The 24,741-nt window shown below is 54.8% G+C and carries 23 protein-coding genes; 15 read left to right on the forward strand and 8 right to left on the reverse strand.

What is annotated here, in order from left to right:
* Positions 1–15 precede the first annotated feature (15 nt).
* Positions 16–1,365: a lysine-sensitive aspartokinase 3 gene (gene lysC, locus C2U53_RS11590; RefSeq protein ID WP_042999018.1), complete on the reverse strand. Its 1,350-nt coding sequence runs from the start codon at positions 1,363–1,365 to the stop codon at positions 16–18.
* A 293-nt stretch (positions 1,366–1,658) separates the two neighbouring features.
* On the opposite strand from lysC, the gene pgi reads away from it, so the two are divergent.
* The 5 genes from pgi to C2U53_RS11615 all read left to right on the forward strand — a co-directional run bounded on the left by pgi (position 1,659) and on the right by C2U53_RS11615 (position 7,484).
* Positions 1,659–3,305, forward strand: a complete 1,647-nt coding sequence (gene pgi / locus C2U53_RS11595; protein ID WP_042999019.1) for a glucose-6-phosphate isomerase — start codon at positions 1,659–1,661, stop codon at positions 3,303–3,305.
* A gap of 404 nt (positions 3,306–3,709) precedes the next feature.
* A complete protein-coding gene (yjbE, locus tag C2U53_RS11600) occupies positions 3,710–3,952 on the forward strand; it encodes an exopolysaccharide production protein YjbE (RefSeq protein ID WP_042321038.1) in 243 nt (80 codons plus the stop codon).
* Between the two features lie 63 nt (positions 3,953–4,015).
* Positions 4,016–4,654, forward strand: a complete 639-nt coding sequence (locus C2U53_RS11605) for a YjbF family lipoprotein (protein ID WP_042999020.1) — start codon at positions 4,016–4,018, stop codon at positions 4,652–4,654.
* Positions 4,651–5,388: a capsule biosynthesis GfcC D2 domain-containing protein gene (locus C2U53_RS11610; protein ID WP_042999021.1), complete on the forward strand. Its 738-nt coding sequence runs from the start codon at positions 4,651–4,653 to the stop codon at positions 5,386–5,388. The genes C2U53_RS11605 and C2U53_RS11610 overlap by 4 nt, the downstream gene beginning before the upstream one ends.
* Entirely contained in the window at positions 5,388–7,484 is a 2,097-nt protein-coding gene (locus C2U53_RS11615) for a YjbH domain-containing protein (protein ID WP_090050358.1), read from the forward strand. The genes C2U53_RS11610 and C2U53_RS11615 overlap by 1 nt, the downstream gene beginning before the upstream one ends.
* A gap of 12 nt (positions 7,485–7,496) precedes the next feature.
* Here C2U53_RS11615 and C2U53_RS11620 read toward each other — a convergent pair whose 3' ends face one another.
* Both C2U53_RS11620 and C2U53_RS11625 read right to left on the reverse strand, forming a co-directional pair.
* Positions 7,497–7,961, reverse strand: coding sequence for an acyltransferase (locus tag C2U53_RS11620; protein WP_042999023.1), 465 nt, complete (start codon positions 7,959–7,961; stop codon positions 7,497–7,499).
* Positions 7,962–7,971: 10 nt separating this feature from the next.
* Positions 7,972–8,481, reverse strand: a complete 510-nt coding sequence (locus tag C2U53_RS11625; protein WP_104445927.1) for a GNAT family N-acetyltransferase — start codon at positions 8,479–8,481, stop codon at positions 7,972–7,974.
* A gap of 140 nt (positions 8,482–8,621) precedes the next feature.
* On the opposite strand from C2U53_RS11625, the gene psiE reads away from it, so the two are divergent.
* Entirely contained in the window at positions 8,622–9,032 is a 411-nt protein-coding gene (gene psiE, locus C2U53_RS11630; RefSeq protein ID WP_042999025.1) for a phosphate-starvation-inducible protein PsiE, read from the forward strand.
* Positions 9,033–9,124: 92 nt separating this feature from the next.
* Here psiE and malG read toward each other — a convergent pair whose 3' ends face one another.
* The 3 genes from malG to malE form a co-directional block, all read right to left on the reverse strand.
* Complete coding sequence (gene malG / locus C2U53_RS11635; RefSeq protein ID WP_042999026.1) at positions 9,125–10,015, reverse strand: maltose ABC transporter permease MalG; 891 nt, start codon at positions 10,013–10,015, stop codon at positions 9,125–9,127.
* A gap of 14 nt (positions 10,016–10,029) precedes the next feature.
* Entirely contained in the window at positions 10,030–11,574 is a 1,545-nt protein-coding gene (malF, locus tag C2U53_RS11640; protein ID WP_042999027.1) for a maltose ABC transporter permease MalF, read from the reverse strand.
* Positions 11,575–11,653: 79 nt separating this feature from the next.
* A complete protein-coding gene (gene malE / locus C2U53_RS11645; RefSeq protein ID WP_042999028.1) occupies positions 11,654–12,844 on the reverse strand; it encodes a maltose/maltodextrin ABC transporter substrate-binding protein MalE in 1,191 nt (396 codons plus the stop codon).
* A 369-nt stretch (positions 12,845–13,213) separates the two neighbouring features.
* On the opposite strand from malE, the gene malK reads away from it, so the two are divergent.
* The 5 genes from malK to ubiA all read left to right on the forward strand — a co-directional run bounded on the left by malK (position 13,214) and on the right by ubiA (position 18,337).
* Positions 13,214–14,323, forward strand: coding sequence for a maltose/maltodextrin ABC transporter ATP-binding protein MalK (gene malK / locus C2U53_RS11650; protein WP_042321056.1), 1,110 nt, complete (start codon positions 13,214–13,216; stop codon positions 14,321–14,323).
* Positions 14,324–14,397: 74 nt separating this feature from the next.
* A complete protein-coding gene (locus tag C2U53_RS11655) occupies positions 14,398–15,723 on the forward strand; it encodes a maltoporin (RefSeq protein ID WP_042999029.1) in 1,326 nt (441 codons plus the stop codon).
* A gap of 107 nt (positions 15,724–15,830) precedes the next feature.
* Positions 15,831–16,775 carry a maltose operon protein MalM gene (malM, locus tag C2U53_RS11660; RefSeq protein ID WP_104445928.1) on the forward strand — a complete coding sequence of 315 codons (945 nt, stop codon included), beginning with the start codon at positions 15,831–15,833 and terminating at the stop codon, positions 16,773–16,775.
* A gap of 179 nt (positions 16,776–16,954) precedes the next feature.
* The gene (gene ubiC / locus C2U53_RS11665; RefSeq protein ID WP_042999031.1) at positions 16,955–17,452 is read left to right on the forward strand and encodes a chorismate lyase; all 498 of its coding nucleotides are present in this window, start codon (positions 16,955–16,957) and stop codon (positions 17,450–17,452) included.
* Positions 17,453–17,464: 12 nt separating this feature from the next.
* Positions 17,465–18,337, forward strand: coding sequence for a 4-hydroxybenzoate octaprenyltransferase (ubiA, locus tag C2U53_RS11670; protein ID WP_042999032.1), 873 nt, complete (start codon positions 17,465–17,467; stop codon positions 18,335–18,337).
* Positions 18,338–18,467: 130 nt separating this feature from the next.
* Here the strand turns inward: ubiA and plsB are convergent, their stop codons facing one another.
* A complete protein-coding gene (plsB, locus tag C2U53_RS11675) occupies positions 18,468–20,888 on the reverse strand; it encodes a glycerol-3-phosphate 1-O-acyltransferase PlsB (protein ID WP_104445929.1) in 2,421 nt (806 codons plus the stop codon).
* A gap of 170 nt (positions 20,889–21,058) precedes the next feature.
* Between plsB and C2U53_RS11680 the strand changes: the two genes are divergently transcribed.
* The 4 genes from C2U53_RS11680 to C2U53_RS11695 all read left to right on the forward strand — a co-directional run bounded on the left by C2U53_RS11680 (position 21,059) and on the right by C2U53_RS11695 (position 23,909).
* Positions 21,059–21,427, forward strand: a complete 369-nt coding sequence (locus C2U53_RS11680) for a diacylglycerol kinase (RefSeq protein WP_042999034.1) — start codon at positions 21,059–21,061, stop codon at positions 21,425–21,427.
* A 122-nt stretch (positions 21,428–21,549) separates the two neighbouring features.
* Entirely contained in the window at positions 21,550–22,158 is a 609-nt protein-coding gene (gene lexA, locus C2U53_RS11685) for a transcriptional repressor LexA (protein ID WP_042321072.1), read from the forward strand.
* Positions 22,159–22,243: 85 nt separating this feature from the next.
* Positions 22,244–23,569 (forward strand): MATE family efflux transporter DinF, encoded by a 1,326-nt coding sequence (gene dinF / locus C2U53_RS11690; RefSeq protein WP_104445930.1) that lies wholly within the window; start codon positions 22,244–22,246, stop codon positions 23,567–23,569.
* A 130-nt stretch (positions 23,570–23,699) separates the two neighbouring features.
* On the forward strand, positions 23,700–23,909 hold the full coding sequence (locus C2U53_RS11695) for a CsbD family protein (RefSeq protein WP_043001802.1): 210 nt from the start codon (positions 23,700–23,702) through the stop codon (positions 23,907–23,909).
* Between the two features lie 77 nt (positions 23,910–23,986).
* Here the strand turns inward: C2U53_RS11695 and zur are convergent, their stop codons facing one another.
* A complete protein-coding gene (zur, locus tag C2U53_RS11700; protein WP_042321076.1) occupies positions 23,987–24,502 on the reverse strand; it encodes a zinc uptake transcriptional repressor Zur in 516 nt (171 codons plus the stop codon).
* Between the last annotated feature and the right edge of the window lie 239 nt (positions 24,503–24,741).

A 24,741-nucleotide genomic window follows, 5' to 3' on the forward strand; every position in this document is an offset into this window, starting at 1 on the left:
GCATTCAGGCCTGTCTCACTCAAACAAATTATGGTGCAGCTTCTGTACCACCTGTTCTGCTTCGGTGCCAGGCACCAGGAAACAGAGGTTATGGCTGGAAGCGCCATAGCAAATCATGCGGATATTGAACGGTTCCAGTACGCCGAACACCTCTTTGCCGACACCGCAGGCTTTCGACAGATCGTTACCAATCAACGCGACCAGCGCGAGACCTTCTTCCACTTCCACCCGACACAAGGCCGACAGTTCCATTAGCAGCGACTGCGTCAGCAGCGTATCGCCGGTGGAGGTGGAACCGGTGGTGTCCAGCGTCAGCGCCACGCTCACTTCAGAGGTGGTGATCAAATCTACGGAGATATTATGGCGCGCCAGAATGCCGAACACTTCAGCCAGGAAACCGCGCGAGTGCAGCATATTCAGGCTGTGCAGGGTCAGCAGCGTCTGCTTACGACGCAGCGCCAGCGCACGGAACAGCGGTGGATTCTGCGTTTTGTTACAAACCAGCGTGCCGCCTGCTTTCGGATCTTTACTGGATCCAACGAAGACCGGGATATCGCTGCGCACCGCCGGCAGCAGGGTGGCCGGATGCAGCACTTTCGCGCCGAAGGTGGCCATTTCCGCCGCCTCTTCAAAGGCGATTTCATCGATACGCTGGGCGGCAGGCACCACGCGAGGATCGGTGGTATAGATGCCCGGAACATCCGTCCAGATATCGACACGCGCCGCATGCAGCGCTTCGGCCAACAGGGCGGCCGTGTAGTCGCTGCCGCCGCGTCCGAGTGTGGTGGTACGCCCTTTGCCTTCGCTGCCGATGAACCCTTGCGTGATCACCAGCCCTTCGCTCAGACGCGGGGTCAGTTGCAATGTCGCCAGCTCCGCCAGCGCCGCTACGTCAGGTTCGGCACGGCCAAAGCGATCGTTGGTTCGCATCACTTTACGCACATCAAACCACTGCGCCTGAACGTTACGCTCACGCAGGATCTCAACAAACAGCAGGGTGGACATCAGTTCGCCGTGGCTGACCAGTTCATCCGTCAGTGCCGGGGAGGTGGCTAATGAGGCCGCTTCCGCCAGCGTGGTGATATTTTCCAGCAGGCGTTCAATCTCTTCACGAATGACGTTGGGATAACGCAGACGCTCCAGGATATCGAACTGAATTTTTCGGATGGCGTCGAGCTTCTCAAAGCGAGCCTGTGGTTCCAGTCCTTCTGCCAGCGCCACCAGCAGATTGGTGATGCCAGCAGAAGCTGAGAGCACCACTACGCGCACGTTTGCATCGGAAAGCACCACGTCGGCGCTGCGGTTCATGGCATCAAAATCAGCGACGCTGGTACCGCCAAATTTGGAAACAACGATTTCTGTCATAACAACCTCGTGTCAGGGAGTGAGAAAGCGACCTGGGCACAAAGGCAGAACAGAAACCGGTGCAGGCGCAAATACCGTATTTATAAATAAAATGTGCAGACGACACTGTCAACGCCGGGATTATGCGGATTTTTCATGCTGGCAAGTGGCTGAGTAACCGTACTTATAACAACGCTGTTTTTTCACTGTATTTGACCGAAGCCAGGGCAACGGCACTAAAACAATCACACTTTTCTGTGACTGGCGTTACAATCGATCTCAGTCACAATTCTCAAATCAGAAGAGTATTGCTAATGAAAAACATCAATCCAACGCAGACCTCTGCCTGGCAGGCACTACAAAAACACTTTGACGACATGAAGGACGTTACCCTCGCGGATTTGTTCGCGAAGGATAACGATCGCTTCAGCAAATTCTCCGCAACGTTTGACGATCTGATGCTGGTGGATTACTCCAAAAACCGTATCACCGAAGAGACGCTGGCGAAACTGCAGGATCTGGCAAAAGAGACCGATCTGGCGGGCGCCATCAAGTCCATGTTCTCCGGCGAGAAAATCAACCGTACGGAAGATCGTGCCGTGTTGCATGTGGCGTTGCGTAACCGTAGCAATACCCCGATTATGGTTGACGGCAAAGATGTGATGCCGGAAGTCAACGCGGTGCTGGAGAAGATGAAATCTTTCTCCGAAGCCATTATTTCGGGTCAGTGGAAAGGTTATACCGGTAAAGCGATCACCGACGTGGTCAACATCGGTATTGGCGGCTCTGACCTCGGCCCGTTCATGGTGACCGAAGCGCTGCGCCCATACAAAAATCACCTGAATATGCACTTTGTTTCTAACGTCGACGGTACCCATATCGCCGAAGTGCTGAAGAAAGTGAATCCGGAAACTACCCTGTTCCTCGTGGCGTCCAAGACCTTCACCACGCAGGAAACCATGACCAACGCCCACAGCGCGCGTGACTGGTTCCTGAAAACCGCCGGTGATGAAAAACACGTTGCGAAACACTTCGCTGCACTGTCTACCAATGCGAAAGCGGTTGGTGAGTTCGGTATTGATACCGCCAACATGTTCGAGTTCTGGGACTGGGTGGGCGGTCGTTATTCTCTGTGGTCAGCGATTGGTCTGTCGATCATCCTGTCTGTCGGCTACGACAACTTTGTGCAACTGCTGTCCGGCGCGCATGCGATGGATAAGCACTTCTCGACCACGCCTCTGGAGAGCAACCTGCCGGTGCTGCTGGCGCTGATCGGCATCTGGTACAACAATTTCTTCGGTGCTGAAACGGAAGCCATCCTGCCGTACGACCAGTATATGCACCGTTTCGCGGCCTACTTCCAGCAGGGCAATATGGAGTCCAACGGGAAATATGTTGACCGTAACGGCAACCCGGTGGATTACCAGACGGGTCCGATCATCTGGGGTGAGCCGGGAACCAACGGTCAGCACGCGTTCTACCAGTTGATTCATCAGGGAACCAAAATGGTGCCTTGTGACTTTATCGCCCCGGCGATTACCCATAACCCGCTGTCCGATCACCATCCGAAGCTGCTGTCTAACTTCTTCGCCCAGACTGAAGCGCTGGCGTTCGGGAAATCCCGCGAAGTGGTGGAGCAGGAATACCGTGACCAGGGTAAAGATCCGGCCACGCTGGAACACGTGGTACCGTTCAAAGTGTTTGAGGGCAACCGCCCGACTAACTCCATCCTGCTGCGTGAAATCACCCCGTTCAGCCTGGGGGCGCTGATCGCCCTGTATGAGCACAAAATCTTTACACAGGGCATCATCCTGAACATCTTTACCTTCGACCAGTGGGGCGTTGAGCTGGGTAAACAGCTGGCAAACCGTATTCTGCCGGAGCTGAAAGATGATAAGGCGATCGAAAGCCACGACAGCTCGACTAACGGATTGATTAACCGTTATAAAGCCTGGCGTTAATCTGCCAGCGTGCCGGATGGCGGCGAATGCCTTATCCGGCAAATTAATAATGAAATCAGCCGATATTATTATCGGCTTTTTTTATAAGATAATTCCGGTTGTTCGTGTTGTTCTCCACCGTTCTATATTGAGCATAATCCTAAAATAATAAATAACCGGAAAATAACGCCGTGTTATTTTAGGATAATACGGATCGTCCAGATGTCAGGTTTTAATGATAACTAATTGTTTTTAATGTTTATTTTTATTTTAATTAAAGTAAATAATTCAACAAAAGTCCAATTATCCTAAAACCATTCCGCTATTTCCCCCTACCGTAATTCGCATGCTTTAGTTGTGTATACTCGATCCCGCCCGAAACGCTTTTGGGCAAATCTCCATTCATTCAATGAAGGGAAATTGTTATGAAAAAAGTTCTGTATGGCATTTTTGCCATATCTGCGCTTGCGGCGAGTTCTGTCTATGCAGCCCCCGTTCAGGTGGGTGAAGCAGCAGGCTCGGCAGCAACGTCGGTGTCGGCGGGTAGCTCCTCGGCATCCAGCGTGAGCACCGTAAGTTCGGCGGTGGGTGTCGCTCTGGCGGCAACCGGCGGCGGTGACGGTTCCAATACCGGGACCACCACCACAACCACCACCAGTACCCAGTAACACCGGTACGTTTAACTCTAACCACACTTCGGTGTGGTTATTTTGCCCCTCTGGAGAAGAGTCGTGAAGCGACCTGCGCTCATATTACTTTGCCTGCTGTTACAGGCCTGCTCAGCCACCACAAAGCAGCTGGGCAACTCACTGTGGGACAGTCTGTTTGGCACGCCCGGCGTCCAGCTAACGGACGATGATATCCAAAACATGCCCTACGCCAGCCAGTACATGCAGCTCAACGGCGGGCCGCAGCTGTTTGTGGTGCTCGCTTTCGCAGAGAACGGGCAGCAGAAATGGGTGACGCAGGATCAGGCCACTCTCGTGACCCAGCATGGTCGTCTGGTGAAAACGTTGCTTGGCGGCGACAACCTTATCGATGTGAATAACCTCGCAGATGACCCGCTGAGTAAACCGAATCAGATCGTCGACGGTGCCACCTGGACCCGCACGATGGGCTGGACGGAATACAAGCAGGTGCGCTATGCCACCGCGCGCTCCGTCTTTACATGGGATGGCAACGACACGGTAAAAGTCGGTAGCGAAGAGACGCCGGTTCGCGTGCTGGACGAAACTGTCACGACCGATCAAGCGCGCTGGCATAACCGTTACTGGATCGATAACGAAGGGCAAATTCGCCAGTCGGAGCAGTATCTGGGCGCGAACTTTTTCCCGGTGAAAACCACGCTGATTAAGGCGGCAAAATCATGATGAAACGGACTCTTGCAGCGCTGATCTTCAGTCTGAGCGCGTCATCTGTTTTTGCTGCGGGGACCGTTAAGGTCTTTAGCGCCGGTAGCACAGAGCCGAAAACGCTTACCGGCGCTGATCATCTTATCGATCTGGTGGGACAGCCCAGACTGGCGAACAGCTGGTGGCCTGGCGCGGTGATCGCTGAAGAGAAAGCGACCGTGAAAGCGCAGGGCCAACAGCAGGCGCTGCTGGCGCGCCTGGCGGCGTTAAGCGCCAACGCAAGCGGGGACGATGCCGCCGCCATTAACGCGTTGCGCCAGCAAGTTCAGGCGCTGAAGGTGACGGGTCGACAGCTGGTGAATCTCGATCCGGACATCGTGCGGGTCAGCGAGCGCGGCAATCCGCCGTTGCAGGGCAACTACACGCTGTGGGTCGGCGGGCAGCCGACGGACGTCACGCTCTTTGGCCTGATAAGCCGTCCCGGTAAGCAGCCGTTTATGCCCGGACGCGACGTCGTCAGCTATCTCGATGGACAAGACCGGCTCAGCGGCGCGGATCGCAGCTATGCGTGGCTTGTTTATCCCGATGGCCGAACGCAGAAGGTGCCGGTGGCGTACTGGAATAAGCGTCACGTTGAACCGATGCCTGGCAGCATCATTGTTGTCGGGCTGGATGATTCTCTCTGGAGCAGCGAACCGGAAGCGCTGAACGCCGACATTCTTCATACCCTGACGCAGCGGATACCTGAATAATGAAAAAAACATATCTGCTCAGCTTACTGGCGCTGGGCATCAGCGCAGCCTGCCATGCCGAAACGTATCCGGCGCCGATTGGACCCTCTCAGTCGGATTTTGGCGGCGTGGGATTATTACAGACCCCAACCGCGCGCATGGCGCGTGAAGGGGAGTTGAGCCTCAACTATCGTGATAACGATCAGTACCGTTACTACTCCGCCTCCGTACAGCTTTTCCCCTGGCTGGAAACCACGCTGCGCTACACCGATGTGCGGACCAAAAAGTACAGCAGCGTCGAATCGTTTTCCGGCGATCAAACCTACAAAGATAAAGCGTTCGATCTGAAGTTACGCCTGTGGGAAGAGAGCTACTGGATGCCGCAGGTGTCGGTCGGTGCGCGAGATATCGGCGGGACTGGCCTGTTTGATGCGGAATACCTCGTGGCGAACAAAGCCTGGGGACCGTTTGATTTCTCACTCGGCCTCGGCTGGGGATATCTGGGAACCAGCGGCAACGTCAGTAACCCGCTCTGTTCGTACAGCGATAAATATTGCTACCGCGATAACCGCTATAAACAAGCTGGCTCCATTGATGGCAGCCAGATGTTCCACGGCCCGGCATCGTTGTTTGGCGGCGTTGAGTACCAGACGCCGTGGCAGCCCCTGCGACTGAAGCTGGAATATGAGGGCAATAACTACCAGCAGGATTTTGCGGGCAAGCTGGAACAGAAAAGCAAGTTTAACGTCGGCGCCATTTACCGCGTCACCGATTGGGCCGACGTTAACCTCAGCTATGAACGTGGTAACACCTTTATGTTTGGGGTAACGCTGCGGACTAATTTCAACGACTTACGCCCATCGTATAACGATAACGCGCGGCCGAAATACCAGCCGCAACCGCAGGACGCGATCCTGCAACACTCAGTGGTGGCGAATCAGTTGACGCTGCTGAAATACAACGCCGGACTGGCAGATCCGCAGATTCAGGTGAAAGGCGACACGCTGTACGTGACCGGCGAGCAGGTGAAATACCGCGACTCGCGTGAAGGTATTGAACGGGCGAATCGGATCGTGATGAACGATTTGCCAGAGGGGATCCGCACGATCCGCGTGACGGAAAACCGTCTCAACCTGCCGCAGGTCACCACCGAAACGGACGTCAGCAGCCTGAAACGCCATCTGGAAGGCGAACCGCTGGGACAGGAAACGCCGCTGGCGCAACAGCGCCTTGAGCCGATAGTACCGGAACGCACTGAGCAGGGCTGGTATATCGACAAGTCGCGCTTCGACTTCCACCTCGATCCGGTGCTGAACCAGTCCGTGGGCGGACCGGAAAACTTCTACATGTACCAGTTGGGTGTGATGGCGACGGCGGATCTGTGGATGACCGATCACCTGCTGACCACCGGAAGCTTGTTTGGCAATCTCGCCAATAACTACGATAAATTCAACTACACCAATCCACCGAACGATTCGAAGCTGCCGCGTGTGCGTACCCGCGTGCGTGAATATGTGCAGAACGACGTTTATGTGAACAACCTGCAAGCTAACTATTTCCAGTACTTGGGTAATGGTTTCTATGGTCAGGTCTACGGGGGTTATCTTGAAACCATGTATGGCGGGGCGGGGGCAGAAGTGCTGTACCGTCCGGTCGACAGCAACTGGGCGTTTGGTCTGGATGCAAACTACGTGAAACAGCGTGACTGGCGCAGCGCGCAGGACATGATGAAATTCACCGACTACAGCGTGAAGACCGGACACCTGACGGCCTACTGGACGCCGTCATTCGCCCAGGACGTGCTGGTGAAAGCAAGCGTCGGTCAGTATCTGGCGGGGGATAAAGGCGGCACGCTGGATATCTCTAAACGCTTTGACAGCGGCGTGGTGGTGGGTGGTTACGCCACGCTTACCAACGTCTCGCCGGATGAGTATGGCGAAGGGGATTTCACCAAAGGCGTCTACGTGTCGATTCCGCTGGATCTCTTCTCTTCCGGCCCGACCCGCAGTCGTGCGGCCATCGGCTGGACGCCGCTGACGCGTGATGGGGGTCAGCAGCTCGGACGTAAATTCCAGCTCTATGACATGACCAGCGATAAAAGTGTGAATTTCCGCTGAGTTAACGTGGTTTTATCCAGCCGGAAGACGGCGTAATAATCTGGCTGGATTACCCGCATATACGCCTTTTTCGGTGATTGATTTGGTCACCACGCTACCCGCACCGATAACTACGCCATCGCAGATACTGACCGCCAGTATTGTCGCGCCGCTACCAATGGAGACATCGTCACCAAGAGTAATTCGTCCCCAACTGCTGCGGTCGGCATTGGGTTTTCCTTCCCGAAACATATCGTTAGCGAACATGACGCCGTGGCCGATAAAGCAGCGGGAACCGATGGTGACATATTCGCAAATGAAGGTATGCGACTGGATTTTTGTCTCTGCGCCAATCTGCGTATTTCCCTGAATTTCGACAAAGGGGCCGACAAAAACGTTGTCGCCAAGCCGGCAGTCGTAGAGATTGGCGGGTTCATAAATCACTACATTTTCACCACAGGTGACATTGCGGAGAGTGGACTGACGAATCGTTGCCATTTTGGGTCTCTCAGAGCGGTTTTTCCATAACGTGAAGCGTAGTGGTCTGCAACGTGGTGGAAAAAAAAGTGTCTTTCACAAAGGTCATTCCCTGCTGTTCATAGAACTGACGTGCCCGGGGGTTATCCGCCAGTACCTCCAGCCAGATCCGTGTTTCCCCTTGCGCTTTGGCCTGACGGACCACTTCGGCAAAAAGCTGTTCACCGTACTGTTTGCCAGTTTCGCCCGGCAGAAGGTAGATCTTATGCAGCAATGTCCCCGGCGGGTCTTGTGGCTCAAGGGTCTGATGTAACGAATACTTCGCAAAACCAATCGGGACGTCAGTAAAAGCGATCAACCAGAAGGTGCCCGCTTCTGCGAGACTTCTGGCGATAGCGGGCAGAGAATATTCCTGCTCAAGATACGCCGCCAGTTCGTCATCATTTTTCCACAGATGGGCAAAATGATGACGATAGCTGGTATATCCCATTGTGCTCAACAGGCTGGCATCGTCGCGTATTGCCATTTGAAACCGAAGCATTTCGCCTTCCTTTCAGAATGTTAGGGTTGAATGGATTGTCACACCCTTTTCTGATTGCACAAAGCATAAACAAAAAATATAGTTCTCCGTCACATTTTTGCGTTATACAGGAACCTCACCACTGAGAAAGAGGTGCTGTTATGACGTCACTATCTCGTCCGCGCGTGGAGTTTATCTCTACGATCCTACAGACCGTGTTGAACCTTGGGCTGTTGAGTCTGGGCCTGATCCTGGTCGTATTCCTCGGCAAAGAGACACTGCATCTGGCTGATGTGCTTTTCGCGCCTGAGCAAGCCAGCAAGTATGAGCTGGTGGAAGGGCTGGTTGTCTACTTTCTCTATTTCGAATTTATCGCGCTGATTGTGAAGTACTTTCAGTCAGGCTTTCACTTTCCGCTGCGCTATTTCATCTATATCGGGATCACCGCGATTGTCCGGCTGATCATCGTCGATCACAAATCGCCAATGGACGTGTTGATCTATTCGGCGGCGATCCTGCTGCTGGTGATCACCCTCTGGATGTGTAATTCGAAACGCCTGAAGCGCGAGTAAAAAAAGGGCGCTCCGTGGAGCGCCGAATTACAGTCACAAGTTGGATAAAACAAGTTGAGGGTGCAGTGGCATTACAGGTACTTCGATGAAACTTAGCCTTTGACTCCGCCCGCCGTCAGGCCGTTGACCAGCCAGCGCTGCGCCAGCAGGAAGACCAGAGTGATTGGAATCGCGGACAGCACGGCGGCAGCGGCAAAATCGCCCCACAGATAGTTTTGTGGGTTGAGGTACTGCTGCATCCCGACCGCCAGGGTGTAGCTGTTCACATCACGTAGCAACAGTGAGGCAACCGGTACTTCGGTGATGGCGGCAATGAACGACAGAATAAAGACCACCGCCAGAATGGGCACCGACAGCGGCAGCAACACCAGACGGAACGCCTGCCATGGGGTTGCTCCATCCAGTGCGGCCGCTTCTTCCAGCGAGCCGTCGATGGTTTCGAAATAGCCTTTGATGGTCCACACATGCAGTGCGATACCGCCGAGATAGGCGAAGATCACCCCGCCGTGGGTGTTCAGACCGATAAACGGAATGTACTGACCGAGGCGATCGAACAACGCGTACAACGCGACCAGCGACAGCACCGCCGGGAACATCTGGAAAATCAGCATTCCTTTGAGCAGCGTGGCTTTGCCAGGGAAGCGCATACGGGCAAAAGCGTAGGCACAGGTAGTGGACAGCGCCACGATACCCATTGCGGTGATCCCGGCGATTTTCACCGAGTTCCACAGCCATAACAGTACCGGGAAGGGGGGCGGCGTGACGCGGCCATCAGCGTGTTCAACGCTAAAGCCCAGCGCCAGCCGCCAGTGCTCCCAGGAGATTTTTTCCGGGATCAGGCTCCCGGTCGCAAAGTTACCTTCACGCAGCGAGATGGCGATAACCATCAGCAGCGGGAACATGATCGCCGCGATAAATATCAGTAGCAGCAGGTGCGTGATAAAGAGGCGCATCTTCTGAGATTTGGGTTGTACCATTGCCATGATCTATGCCCTCCTTAGTCAAATTTCATACGTGTGGCTTTCAGGTTCACAATCGCCAGGGCGCCTACTAACAGGAAGATCAGCGTGGCAATTGCTGCCGCCAGACCGAAGTCCTGACCGCCGCCGCCTTCGAAGGCGATGCGGTAGGTGTAGCTCACCAGCAGGTCCGTGTAGCCAGCCGGGGTGGTGGTGCCGAGTCGATCCGGCCCGCCGTTGGTCAACAGCTGAATCAGGACGAAGTTGTTAAAGTTAAAGGCGAAGCTCGCAATCATCAGCGGCGTCAGCGGCTTAATCAGCAGCGGCAGCGTGATTTTAAAGAAGTTCTGGAACGGACCCGCGCCGTCCATCGCCGAGGCTTCATACAGGTCGTCCGGAATGGCTTTCAGCAGGCCCATGCAGAGGATCATCATGTACGGGTAACCGAGCCAGGTGTTGACGATGATAATCATCGAACGCGCAGTGGTCGGGTCGCTGAACCACGCCGGTTTAATGCCAAACAGCGCGCTCAGCATCATGTTGATTTCACCAAAGCTCTGGTTGAACAGCCCTTTGAAAATCAGAATTGAGATAAACGACGGCACGGCGTACGGCAGGATCAGCAGGACGCGGTAAATGGCCTTACCTTTCAGCGATTCCCACTGCACCAGACACGCCAGCACCATCCCCACGGCGACGGTCAGAATCACGGTCAGCGCTGAGAAAACCACCGTCCACACGAAGATGGCGAAGAATGGCTTCTGGATCCCTTCGTCCGTAAAGACGCGGGTAAAGTTATCCCAGCCGATGGTCACGGTGTAGCCTGGACTCAGCTTCTCATCACCCCAGTTGCCGTCCGCATTGATGGACTGGTAATAGCCGATGCCGTTATTGGGACGGTATTTCACGCCGCTCTGGTTGTTGGTTAACATGCCGTCATCAGCGAGGGTGTACAGCGGCTGCGTACCGGAGAACTGGCGCAGCGAGCTCATGATCACTTTACTGCCATCGGGCATCACGGCGGTAATCTGATTCAGCGCCTGGCGATTCTGGGTGATGATGCGCAGCGTTGCGCGTTCACCGGTCGGCAGGGCGTCTGTCTCTTTCAGCGCCAGCTTTTGCTCGCCACCAAATTTAAAAGCGTCGGAGAGGTAATTCTTTCCGGTTTCGCCGTCGGTGAGGGCCAGTTGCCACTCTTCACCGGCAGGATACAGCCCGAAGTTAAAGGATTTACCCGCCTGATAAGAGCGGTCCATCAGCACCTCTTGGGCGCGTTCGAAAGTGAGCTGGTTGGTGCTGCTGTAGTTGGTAAAGGCAATGGCGATGGTGCAAATCAGCGGAAACAGGACAAACAGTCCCATACCTGCCATGCCAGGGTAAACGTAGCGCCAGGCGTAGGTCTTACGGTTGGCAAAAATGTACAGGCCAGCAGAGCTTAAAATCAGCGTCATGATGGCGAACAGGTACTCCCCCTGTGCATACATTAAAACAACAAGGTAACCCACCAGCAGGCCCAGCAGACCTATCACTGACCATTTCAGCGTGTCGCTTTGCCACCAATGTTTCTTTTTAATGACATCCATGGGGATCTTCCTCTACAACGGTGAAATCTTGTCGTGAATGTGCCTGATAAGCGCAGCGCCATCAGGCACATCGACAGCATTACTTGGTGATACGGCCCTGCGCGTCTTTCAGTGCTGCGTCAACGGTCTGACGACCGCTGGCGGCGTTGATGACCGCCGTACGAACCGCGTACCAGAACGCAGACATCTGCGGGATGTTCGGCATGATTTCGCCTTTCTGGGCGTTATCCATGGTGGCGGCGATACGTGGGTCTTTAGCTAATTGATCCTGATAGGATTTCAGCGCCACGGCGCCCAGCGGTTTGTCCTTGTTCACTTCTTCCAGACCCTGATCGGTCAGCAGGTAGTTTTCCAGGAACTCTTTTGCCAGTTCTTTATTCGGGCTGGCGGCGTTAATACCGGCACTCAGCACGCCGACGAACGGTTTAGACGGTTTGCCTTTGAAGGTTGGCAGCAGGGTGACGCCGTAGTTCACTTTGCTCTTATCAATGTTCGTCCATGCCCACGGACCGTTGATGGTCATCGCCGTGTCGCCTTTGTTAAAGGCCGCTTCGGCGATGGAGTAGTCGGTGTCGGCGTTCATGTGTTTGTTCTTGATGAGGTCAACCAGGAAGCCCAGACCCGCTTTCGCGCCTGCGCTGTCGACGCCCACGTCTTTCACGTCGTACGTGCCGTTTTCAAACTTGAATGCGTAACCGCCGTCGGCAGCAATCAGCGGCCAGGTGAAGTACGGCTCTTGCAGGTTGAACATCAGCGCGCTCTTACCTTTCGCCTTCAGCTCTTTATCCAGTGCCGGAATTTCTTCCCAGGTCTTCGGCGGGTTTGCCACCAGGTCTTTGTTGTAAATCAGCGACAGCGCTTCAACCGCGATCGGATAGGCGATCAGTTTGCCGTTGTAACGCACGGCATCCCAGGTGAACGGATAGAGTTTGTCCTGGAACGCTTTATCCGGCGTGATTTCAGCCAGCAGGCCAGACTGTGCGTAACCGCCAAAACGATCGTGCGCCCAGAAAATGATGTCCGGACCGTCACCGGTTGCCGCGACCTGCGGGAATTTCTCTTCCAGCTTGTCCGGGTGCTCGATGGTCACTTTGATACCGGTGTCTTTCTCGAATTTTTTACCCACTTCGGCCAGGCCGTTATAGCCTTTGTCGCCGTTAATCCAGATAACCAGTTTACCTTCTTCAATTTTGGCCAGAGCCGGTGCGGAAATCATCATTGCTGCGAGGGCGGACAATGCGAAAACGCGTGCGCCAGTCTTGATCTTCATATCTGCCATCCTTTTGGTGATGTGCTCGTGGTAAGACTTCAGTGGTTCAACGTGACTCAGTCTCCTTATTTGACATCCTCTTTCCATCCTCCTTACCCCTACGCCCCACCCGCTCTTTATGTGATCTGTGTTGCAGAAATATGAGTAATGCGTACTGGCGCACATAAAAACAGACTCATTTTTGCGGGGAACATCACGAAATTACGCGATGTCCCCCGGCCAGGGTCTCAGACTTCCTTCCCTCATCCTCCCGACTCCTCCCCCATAAAAAAGCTGGGGGGTGGAGGATTCACGCTCGCAGTGAATCCCGCATAGTCGGGCCATCATGAATGTTGCTGTCAATGACAGGTTGTAACGAAGGGAGAAGGCATGGCGAGCGTACAGCTGCGAAATGTAACGAAAGCCTGGGGTGATGTGGTGGTATCGAAAGATATCAATCTCGACATTCACGAAGGGGAATTCGTGGTGTTTGTTGGACCGTCAGGCTGCGGCAAATCGACCCTGCTCCGTATGATTGCCGGACTTGAAACGATTACCAGCGGAGACCTCTATATTGGGGAAACCCGCATGAACGATATCCCCCCTGCGGAACGTGGCGTCGGGATGGTCTTCCAGTCCTACGCGCTCTACCCCCATTTATCCGTTGCCGAAAATATGTCGTTTGGCCTGAAACTGGCGGGCGCGAAAAAAGAGGTAATGAATCAGCGTGTTAACCAGGTTGCCGAAGTGCTGCAACTGGCGCATCTGCTGGAGCGTAAACCGAAAGCCCTTTCAGGGGGACAGCGCCAGCGCGTGGCGATTGGCCGTACGCTGGTGGCGGAACCGCGTGTGTTCCTGCTCGATGAACCCCTCTCCAACCTTGATGCCGCGCTGCGCGTGCAGATGCGTATCGAAATCTCCCGTCTGCATAAACGCCTGGGTCGCACGATGATCTACGTCACCCACGATCAGGTCGAAGCGATGACGCTGGCCGACAAAATCGTGGTGCTGGATGCCGGTCGCGTCGCGCAGATTGGCAAGCCGCTGGAACTGTATCACTACCCGGCAGACCGCTTCGTCGCAGGCTTTATTGGTTCACCGAAGATGAACTTCCTGCCGGTGAAAGTCACCGCAACCGCCATCGACCAGGTGCAAGTGGAACTGCCGAACCGTCAGCACGTCTGGCTACCGGTCGACAGCCGTGATGTGCAGGTCGGCGTAAATATGTCGTTAGGTATTCGTCCGGAGCATTTGCTGCCCAGTGATATCGCCGATGTCACGCTGGAAGGCGAGGTTCAGGTCGTCGAACAGCTTGGTCACGAAACACAGATTCATATTCAGATCCCCGCCATTCGTCAAAACCTGGTGTACCGCCAGAACGACGTGGTGTTGGTAGAAGAGGGCGCCACATTCGCTATTGGCCTGCCGCCAGAGCGTTGTCATCTGTTCCGTGAAGATGGCACCGCATGTCGTCGGTTGCATAAAGAGCCCGGTGTTTAAGGTGTCCCATTAAAAAAAAGCGCAAAACCCTACGGTGAAGCGTGCAAAGAAAAGCAATGATCTCAGGAGATAGAATGATGATTACTCTGCGCAAACTCCCCCTGGCGGTTGCCGTCGCAGCAGGCATTATGTCTGTTCAGGCAATGGCAGTGGATTTCCATGGTTATGCTCGTTCCGGTATCGGCTGGACGGGTAGTGGCGGCGAACAACAATGTTTCCAGGCAACCGGTGCTCAAAGTAAATACCGTCTTGGCAACGAATGTGAAACGTACGCGGAACTTAAACTGGGCCAGGAAGTCTGGAAAGAGGGCGATAAGAGCTTCTATTTTGACACCAACGTTGCCTACTCCGTGGCACAGCAGAATGACTGGGAAGCCACCGACCCGGCATTCCGTGAAGCGAACGTACAGGGTAAAAACCTGATCGACTGGCTGCCTGGCTCCACCATCTGGGCAGGTAAGCGCTTCTATCAGCGTCATGACGTTCACATGATCGACTTCTACTACTGGGATATTTCAGGTCCTGGCGCCGGTATCGAAAATATCGATCTTGGCTTCGGTAAACTGTCTCTGGCCGCCACCCGTTCTCAGGAAGCCGGCGGCTCTTACATCTTCAGCAGCAATGATATCTATGACCGTTACAAAGACACGGCGAACGACGTTTTCGACGTGCGTTTAGCCGGTCTGGAAACGAACCCGGACGGCGTGCTGGAACTGGGTGTTGACTACGGTCGTGCGAACAAAACTGACGGTTACAGCTATGCCGACGGTGCCACTAAAGACGGCTGGATGTTCACCGCTGAACACACGCAAAGCATGCTGAAAGGCTACAACAAGTTTGTCGTTCAGTACGCTACCGACGCAATGACGACTCAGGGTAAAGGGATCCCGCAGGGCTCCTTCACGGGTAACAACTACAACCCAGATACGGAAATTGGCGTCGTTAACAACGAAATCAACAACAACGGTAGTCTGGTGCGTATCCTCGACCACGGTGCAATCTCTCTGGGCGACCGTTGGGACCTGATGTACGTCGGTATGTATCAGGATATCGACCGTGACGATAACAACGGTTCAACCTGGTATACCGTCGGTGTGCGTCCGATGTTCAAATGGACACCGATCATGAGCACCCTGATGGAAATCGGCTACGACAACGTGAAGTCTCAGCGTACCGACGACACCAACAACCAGTACAAAATTACCCTGGCGCAACAGTGGCAGGCTGGCGACAGCATCTGGTCCCGCCCGGCTATCCGTGTCTTCGCGACCTACGCGAAGTGGGATGAGAAATGGGGTTACGACAACGGCATTGCCTACAGCGATACCAGCGCGCGCACCTACAGCCGTGGCGACAACGATGAGTGGTCCTTCGGTGCTCAGATGGAAATCTGGTGGTAATCCGGCACTAACCTGACGTAGCGAGGGGCGTAAGCCCCTCTGTTTCTCGCGGTTTAGCGCGCTATTGCCTGGCCACCGCTGAACCCACGCTTTCTGAGGTGATAACAATGAAAATGAAGAAAAGTCTCGTCGCCCTTTGTTTATCCGCAGGGTTAGTTGCCAGTGCGCCGGGCATCAGCCTGGCTGACGTGAATTACGTTCCACAGAATACCAGCGCCGCACCGACGATTCCGACGGCGGCACTCCAGCAGTTAACCTGGACGCCGGTTGACCAGTCCAACACGCAAACCACACAGCTTTCGACCGGCGGTCAGCGTCTTGATGTCGCGGGCATCTCCGGTCCGGTTGCCGCTTACAGCGTACCGGCGAACATAGGGGAGCTAAACATAACGCTCACCAGCGAAGTGAACAAACAAACCAGCGTCTTCGCGCCCAACGTCCTGATTCTCGATCAGAACATGACGCCTTCTGCGTTCTTCCCCAGCAGCTATTTCACCTACCAGGAACCGGGCGTGATGAGCGCGGATCGTCTGGAAGGGGTGATGCGCCTGACGCCAGCGCTGGGCCAGCAGAAGCTTTATGTTCTGGTCTTTACGACCGAGAAAGATCTCCAGCAGACCACCAAACTGCTCGATCCAGCGAAAGCCTACGCCAAAGGCGTGGGTAACTCGGTGCCGGATATTCCGGATCCGATCGCCCGCCATACCACCGACGGTCTGCTGAAGCTGAAAGTGAAAACCAGCAGCAGTTCCAGCGTGCTGGTGGGGCCATTGTTTGGTTCTTCCGGCCCGGGTCCGGTGACGGTGGGCAATACCGCTGCACCTGCGCCAACCTATGCTGCACCTGCTTCCGCGCCGGTGGTTGCACCTGCGCCCGCGAAGAAAAGCGAGCCGATGTTGAACGACACCGAAAGCTACTTTAACAAAGCGATTAAAGACGCCGTCGCGAAAGGTGACGTTGATAAAGCGCTGAAACTGCTTGATGAAGCTGAACGTCTGGGATCAACATCTGCCCGTTCCACCTTTATCAGCAGTGTAAAAGGCAAGGGGTAATTTCTCCCCACATTGCTGATTTGCAACAACTGGTGCGTCAACTGGCGCACCTTTTTTTTAGCATTTCCTGCGACTTGTTACGTTTCTGTTGCGTAACAGATCACTTAATTATGTTTCCATCTTCCGTAAGCGCTTTTCTGCGATACAATGCCTTTCAGTTATGAAACGGAGAGTCAGGCATGTCACACCCCGCGTTAACGCAACTGCGTGCGCTGCGCTATTTTGAAGAGATTCCCGCCCTGGATCCAGAACAGCTCGACTGGCTGCTACTGGAAGATTCCATGACAAAACGTTTTGAACAACAGGGAAAACGGGTCACTGTGACCCTGATCAGGGAGGGATTTGTCGGTCAAAATGAGGTGGTGGAAGAGCTGACGCGACTGCCAAAAGAATCCCGCTACTGGCTGCGTGAAATCCTGCTCTGTGCCGATGATGAACCCTGGCTGGCTGGACGCACCGTGGTGCCTGAATCCACGCTGTCCGGCCCCGAACTGGCCTTACAACACTTAGGCAAAACCCCGCTGGGGCGTTATCTGTTTACATCATCGACGTTGACCCGAGATTTTATTGAGATTGGTTGTGATGCCGGACTGTGGGGACGTCGTTCCCGCCTGCGACTGAGCGGTAAGCCGCTAATGCTGACCGAACTGTTTTTACCTGCATCGCCGTTGTACTAAGAGGAAAATAAAATGGAGTGGAGTCTGACGCAAAATAAGCTGCTGGCGTTTCACCGCTTGATGCGTACGGATAAGCCCATCGGCGCCTTACTGCTGCTCTGGCCGACGCTATGGGCTCTGTGGGTAGCGACCCCTGGCGTCCCTCAAGGGTGGATCCTGGCGGTGTTTGTCGCCGGGGTCTGGCTGATGCGTGCCGCCGGATGCGTGGTTAATGACTATGCCGATCGAAAATTTGACGGACACGTAAAACGCACGGCGAACCGCCCACTGCCCAGCGGCGCGGTGACGGAAAAAGAGGCCCGGACGCTGTTTGTGGTGCTGGTACTGCTCGCTTTTCTGTTGGTATTAACGCTCAACACCATGACCATATTGCTGTCGGTTGCAGCACTGGCGCTGGCGTGGGTCTATCCGTTTATGAAGCGCTACACCCACCTGCCGCAGGTGGTGCTGGGGGCGGCGTTTGGCTGGTCGATCCCGATGGCCTTCGCGGCGGTGAGTGAGTCGGTACCCTTGAGCTGCTGGCTGATGTTCCTGGCCAATATCTTGTGGGCGGTGGCCTACGACACGCAGTACGCGATGGTTGACCGCGATGACGATCTGAAAATCGGCATTAAATCGACGGCCATTCTGTTTGGCGAACATGACAAGCTGATTATCGGTATCTTGCAGGTGGCGGTGCTGGCGCTGATGGCGCTGATTGGCTGGCTGAACGGTCTGGGGCTGGGTTATTACTGGTCTGTGCTGGTCGCGGGCGCGCTGTTTGTTTATCAACAGAAACTGATTGCCAGCCGCGAACGCGAGGCCTGCTTTAAAGCATTCATGAACAATAACTACGTCGGGCTGGTGTTGTTTATCGGTCTGGCAATGAGCTACTGGCACTCATAAAGCATCTTGCCCGGTGGCGCTGCGCTTATCGGGCCTACTAAACCGTAAGCCGATGTAGGCCGGATCAGGCGGAACGCCGCCATCCGGCAATCTAACATAAAAAAGCCGGTCATCTTGACCGGCTTTTTCTTTACTCGCTCTGCGTCGCGCTTTCGATGGTGAGGCGTACATCCGACGTGATGAGTTCCGCCAACATCTGATACACCTTCATCGTTTCGCCCGGCTCCGCATCGCCGGTATCGCTGATGTAACCCTCGTCACGCAGAGTCAGCACCAGTGAGCTGAACACCGCCTTGTCGAAGAATTCCGGCGCGTTAATACCGTGCAGCACGGACAGACGCTGCGCCACGGTGCGGCTTTCTTTCTCCAGCGTCCCGCGGTTGATCGACGGGTTAGCGCTCAGCAGCCAGAAGGTGATGGCATAACGCTGCAGCGTTTCGCGCGCACCCGCGGCCAGCAGTTGCAGCGTACGGGAATGAGCCGGATTGATATGCAGTTCATCATCCTGAACGGTAATCAGCCCCTGACGCTGCATTTCAGCCGTCAGCGCATCAATCACGTCTGCCAACTCATCGCGCTCCCAGCGCAGGAACAGCTCGGCTTTCAGCATCGGGTAGAGCACGTCAACGTGTTGCAGCAACGCTTCGCGGGAAATATGACGATGCTGGGTGACGATCGCCGCCATCAGTGACGGTAGCACCAGCATATGCGCGATGTTATTGCGATAGTAGGTCATCAGGACCGCCTGCTCGCGCGGCAGAATGATGATATCGCCAATGGTATCCTTCTCGACTTCGAATTTGTTCATCTGCAACGCGTGATCGATAAGATCGCTGGCGTTGACAGACGGCACGGTCGAATCAGAGGAATACGGCACGTTGCGCATCAGATCCAGGTAACAGTTGAGCTGCTCGGTCAATTGTTCGCGGGTCAGCGAACGCTGGCGAGACGCTAACAGCGCGGTGCAGCACAGGTTCATGGCGTTCGCCGCACCCGCATTGTTAATACGCACCATCAGCTCCGCCGCAATCCCGTTTACCGTCGGCGTCAGCCAGGCTGGACGCACGGCTTCGATCGGATCGATAGACTCGCGCCACTCCGGCACGTGGTGATTCAGGTAGGTCATCAATGGCATTGGCTCGCCAAAGTTGACGTAGCCCTGACCGAGATTACGCAGCTTGCTCAGGCCACGCAGCATCTGCGGCAGGCTCTCTTTCTCTTTGGTCGCGCCGCGCAGCTCTTTGGCATAGGTTCCCACTTCCATCACGTGCTCGTAACCGATGTAAATCGGCACCAGGGTGATCGGACGGGTGCCGCCGCGCAGCATCGCCTGGATGGTCATCGACAGCGTGCCAGTTTTTGGGTCCAGCAAACGGCCGGTACGGGAACGACCACCTTCGACAAAGTATTCAACCGAGTAGCCGCGGCTGAACAGTTCGCCCAGATACTCACGGAAAACCGTGGAATAGAGCTTATTGCCCTTAAAGGTACGACGAATAAAGAACGCGCCCAGGCGGCGGAAGATCGGGCCTGCCGGCCAGAAGTTCAGGTTGATACCTGCAGCGATGTGCGGCGGCACCAGCCCCTGGTGATAGAGCACGTAGGAGAGCAGCAGGTAGTCCATGTGGCTGCGGTGGCAGGGAACATAAACAATTTCGTGCCCGTCGTGCGCCAGTTGGCGAACGCGTTCTGCGTTGTGAACGTTAATCCCCTGATACAGCCTGTTCCAGGTGAAGCCCAGAATACGGTCGGTCAGGCGAATCATCTCGTAAGAGAAGTTGGCGGCGATCTCTTCCATCAGCGCAATGGCGTTTTGCTGCGCCTTTTCATGGGAGATTTTCTTGCTGCGCGCTTCGTCTTCCACCGCGCGGGCAATCGCTTTGGAGGCCAGCAGCTTGTTGAAGAGATCCTGACGCGCAGGTAGACGCGGCCCCACCGCGGCCAGGCGCTGACGGGCGAAGTGCATACGCGCCACGCGAGCCAGTTTCTGCGCAATGGTTTTATCCGTGCCGTGCTCATCGGCCATTCGGCGCAGAGAGACGGAAGGCGAGAAGCGGACAAAGCTGTCGCGGCCAAGCCAGGAGACGGCAAAGAATTTCTGAATGCCATTAAGCATGCGCAGCGGCGGGTTAACCTCGCCCTTTTCACGACCCGGAGAACGTCCAAACATCACCGACACCGGCACCATTTGCACATCCAGATCCGGATTGCTGCGATGCAGGTCGAGATAGTTATGGAACAGCTTGATGGACTCTTCTTTCGGCGTGTAATAGGTGAAGACACGCGGTCCGCCGTGAATGAACACATAGCGCGGCAACTGTGTGCCATCGATCTCCAGCGGTTCTAACGGGTCGGGGAGATCGTGCGCCAGACATTGCGCGCGCAGCGTCAGCAAGTCCGCTTTGGAGTTGTACGGCAAAACGTACATAATTGGGCGAGAGGTGTTGAGTCCCAATTCCGGGGCAGGATCTGCCGGAATAGACTTGCTTTTTACCAGTACACTTAATGGTAAATTCAGTATTTTGTAGTAAATTCGTGGCCAGCCGGACATAAACGATGTAAAGCCTCTGGTTAATAATGCAATTGCGTTGCAAGGATATCAGAAAGTCATGTGAATTTCTGGTCTATCCCGTCATACTTCGCGCCGCGTTGCCCTAACTCGAATTACATGAGTTAACAAGACAATGTCATTGACGCCAATAATGCAAAAAGGTTCTTTTAATGGCTAATAATACCACTGGATTCACCCGAATTATCAAAGCTGCAGGCTATTCCTGGAAAGGTTTTCGCGCCGCGTGGATTAACGAGGCCGCGTTCCGTCAGGAAAGCGTGGCGGCGCTGCTGGCCGTGGCTATCGCCTGCTGGCTGGACGTGGATGCCATTACGCGCGTTCTGCTGATAGGCTCTGTCATGCTGGTCATGATTGTTGAAATCCTGAACAGCGCCATCGAGGCGGTAGTGGACCGTATCGGCTCTGATTATCACGAACTTTCTGGTCGCGCAAAAGATATGGGGTCGGCGGCGGTACTGCTTTCTATCATTGTGGCGCTGATCACCTGGGGACTCCTGTTGTGGCCACATTTTCGCTAACGTTTTTCGACCCTGATTCCATAACCGGCTAAATCTGCTGTCGAATGTGTAGTTTGTGGTTCCAAAATCACCTTTAGCTGTATATACTCACAGCATAACTGTATATACACCCAGGGGGCGGAATGAAAGCGTTAACGGCCAGGCAACAAGAGGTGTTTGATCTCATTCGGGATCACATCAGCCAGACAGGTATGCCACCGACGCGTGCGGAGATCGCACAGCGTTTGGGGTTCCGTTCCCCAAACGCGGCTGAAGAACACCTGAAGGCGCTGGCACGTAAAGGGGCGATTGAAATCGTCTCCGGTGCTTCTCGCGGCATTCGACTGCTGCAGGAAGAAGAGGAAGGGTTACCGCTCATCGGTCGCGTTGCGGCGGGCGAGCCGCTGCTGGCGCAGCAGCACATTGAAGGCCATTATCAGGTGGATCCATCTTTGTTTAAGCCGAACGCCGATTTCCTGCTGCGCGTCAGCGGAATGTCGATGAAAGACATCGGCATTATGGATGGCGATCTGCTGGCGGTACACAAAACCCAGGACGTGCGTAACGGTCAGGTGGTTGTAGCGCGTATCGACGATGAAGTGACGGTCAAGCGCCTGAAAAAACAGGGCAATAAAGTTGAACTGCTGCCCGAAAACAGCGAATTTAAACCAATCCTGGTTGACCTTCGCGAACAGAATTTTACCATCGAAGGACTGGCCGTTGGCGTCATCCGTAATGGTGAATGGCTGTAGTACTTCTTTAGGCCGGATAAGGCGTTTACGTCGTTATCCGGCACTCTCACCACTCTCGTTATGACCTCTTCTCAGGCTCGTCTCCATGCCTTTTTTTGCTTCTGCTGACAAAGCACTCTGGCGCCTCGCCTTACCGATGATTTTCTCCAATATCACCGTTCCGCTGCTGGGACTGGTGGATACGGCGGTCATTGGTCACCTGGACAGCCCCGTCTATCTCGGCGGTGTGGCAGTAGGCGCAACCGCAACCAGCTTTCTGTTTATGCTACTGCTCTTCTTACGGATGAGCACTACCGGGCTGACGGCGCAGGCATTCGGCGCGAAGAATCCTCAGGCGCTGGCGAGGGCTCTGGTGCAACCGCTGGTCCTGGCTTTGGGCGCAGGGACATTAATTGCTATCTTCCGCACGCCGATTATCGACCTGGCGCTACACATTGTCGGCGGCAGCGAAGCGGTGCTGGAACAGGCGAGGCGATTCCTGGCCATTCGCTGGCTGAGCGCGCCGGCGTCACTGGCGAATCTGGTTCTGCTCGGTTGGTTACTGGGCGTGCAATACGCGCGTGCGCCGGTGATCCTGCTGATTGTCGGCAATATCCTGAACATTGTGCTCGACCTCTGGCTGGTAATGGGGCTGCATATGAACGTGCAGGGGGCCGCACTGGCGACGGTGATTGCGGAATATGCGACGTTGCTGATCGGTTTGTTGATGGTGCGTAAGGTCTTGCACTTGCGGGGCGTCTCTCTCGTCATACTCAGGCAGGCCTGGCGCGGCAACTTTCGTCGTCTTCTGGCGCTTAATCGCGACATCATGCTGCGTTCGCTGCTGCTGCAACTCTGTTTTGGTGCCATTACCGTGCTGGGGGCCAGACTGGGTAGCGATATCATCGCCGTTAACGCCGTGTTGATGACGTTGCTGACGTTTACGGCCTATGCGCTGGATGGCTTTGCCTACGCCGTGGAGGCGCATTCCGGTCAGGCCTATGGCGCCCGCGATGGCAGTCAGTTGCTGGAGGTCTGGCGCGCGGCGTGCCGTCAGTCAGGTATTGTCGCACTGCTGTTCTCAGTGGTTTATCTGCTCGCGGGCGAACAGATCGTCGCGCTGCTGACATCACTCCCGCAAATCCAGCAACTGGCCGATCGCTATCTGCTCTGGCAAGTGATTTTGCCGTTGGTCGGCGTCTGGTGCTATCTGCTGGATGGTATGTTTATCGGTGCAACGCGGGCGGCTGAAATGCGTAACAGTATGGCGGTCGCGGCTGCCGGGTTTGCGCTGACCTTGCTGACCCTCCCCGTGTTGGGGAATCACGGTTTGTGGCTGGCGCTGGCGGTTTTCCTGGCGCTGCGCGGACTGTCATTAGCCTGGATCTGGCGGCGCCACTGGCGGAATGGGACCTGGTTTTCGGCTTCGTGATGGTTAAAGATTCTGAATAGTGAATTGAACCCAGAATCTCTGACTACACTTAATCTCACGTCCAGCAGAAAACGAACGCAGTTGGGCGGTTTACTCTCACTATTCACAGCCTAATAAAGAGGACTTTATGATGAATAAAGACGAAGCCGGCGGTAACTGGAAACAATTTAAAGGTAAAGTGAAAGAGCAGTGGGGCAAACTGACCGATGACGATATGACAGTCATTGAAGGTAAGCGTGATCAACTGGTCGGTAAGATTCAGGAACGTTATGGTTACGAGAAAGACCAGGCGGAGAAAGAGGTCGATAGCTGGGAAAAACGCAACGACTATCGGTGGTAAGCTACCCTCATACCCGTGAGTACAAGGATGTAAGCCCCTCTGTTTGCTTCGGGCGGCATAGCATGCCGCCCACTTCATTAACGGGGTTTCTTTTTAACCTGAATCGAATGATCGTGCTGACACTCGCCAGGGTGACGGCAGGCTTCCACTTCCACGCAGGCTGAGCATAATCCGTGTGCTTCAATCACATTGTGGCGCAGGGCAAACCCCATCTTCGCCGCCAGCGTATGCATAATGTCTTCCACGCCCTCCGCACACTCTTCTTTCACCGCACCACAGCGGTCGCAGATAAACATCGCGGAAGTATGAGTTGGCTGATCGAACAGGTAACACAGCACATAGCTGTTGGTGGATTCAACCTTATGCACAAAACCTTGTTCAAGCAGAAAATCGAGTGCGCGATAGACCGTTGGCGGCTTGGCCTGCGGTTCTGATTCACGCAGCAGGTCGAGCAGATCGTAAGCGCTAATTGCGCCTTCCTGAAGGCTCATCAGACGCAACACCTCAAGGCGCTGTGGGGTCAGGCGCACATTGCGTTGCGCGCACAGTTTTTCAGCTTGCGCCAGCAACTCTTGCGTTGTGGTCTTTTCCATTGGGCACCTCGGATCGCGTGAAGTAAGAAAACCCTCACTTTATCATGTTATGGGAGAAACGCCGAGATCCAGGCCGGCACGATAAATCGCCTGCTAATCTTTCCCTGTTTCGCATTCTCTTCTATACATATTGATGTCTGTCACATAATAAAAACATTCCAGCAAGTTCTGCATGGAGCGAATAGCGTCATCTTCACCCATTTTATCACAGCAATAGTCCTACTCAGCCGCGTTGATAC

The organism is Citrobacter sp. CFNIH10 (assembly GCF_002934585.1).
GTDB classification, from domain to species: Bacteria; Pseudomonadota; Gammaproteobacteria; order Enterobacterales; family Enterobacteriaceae; genus Citrobacter_A; species Citrobacter_A amalonaticus.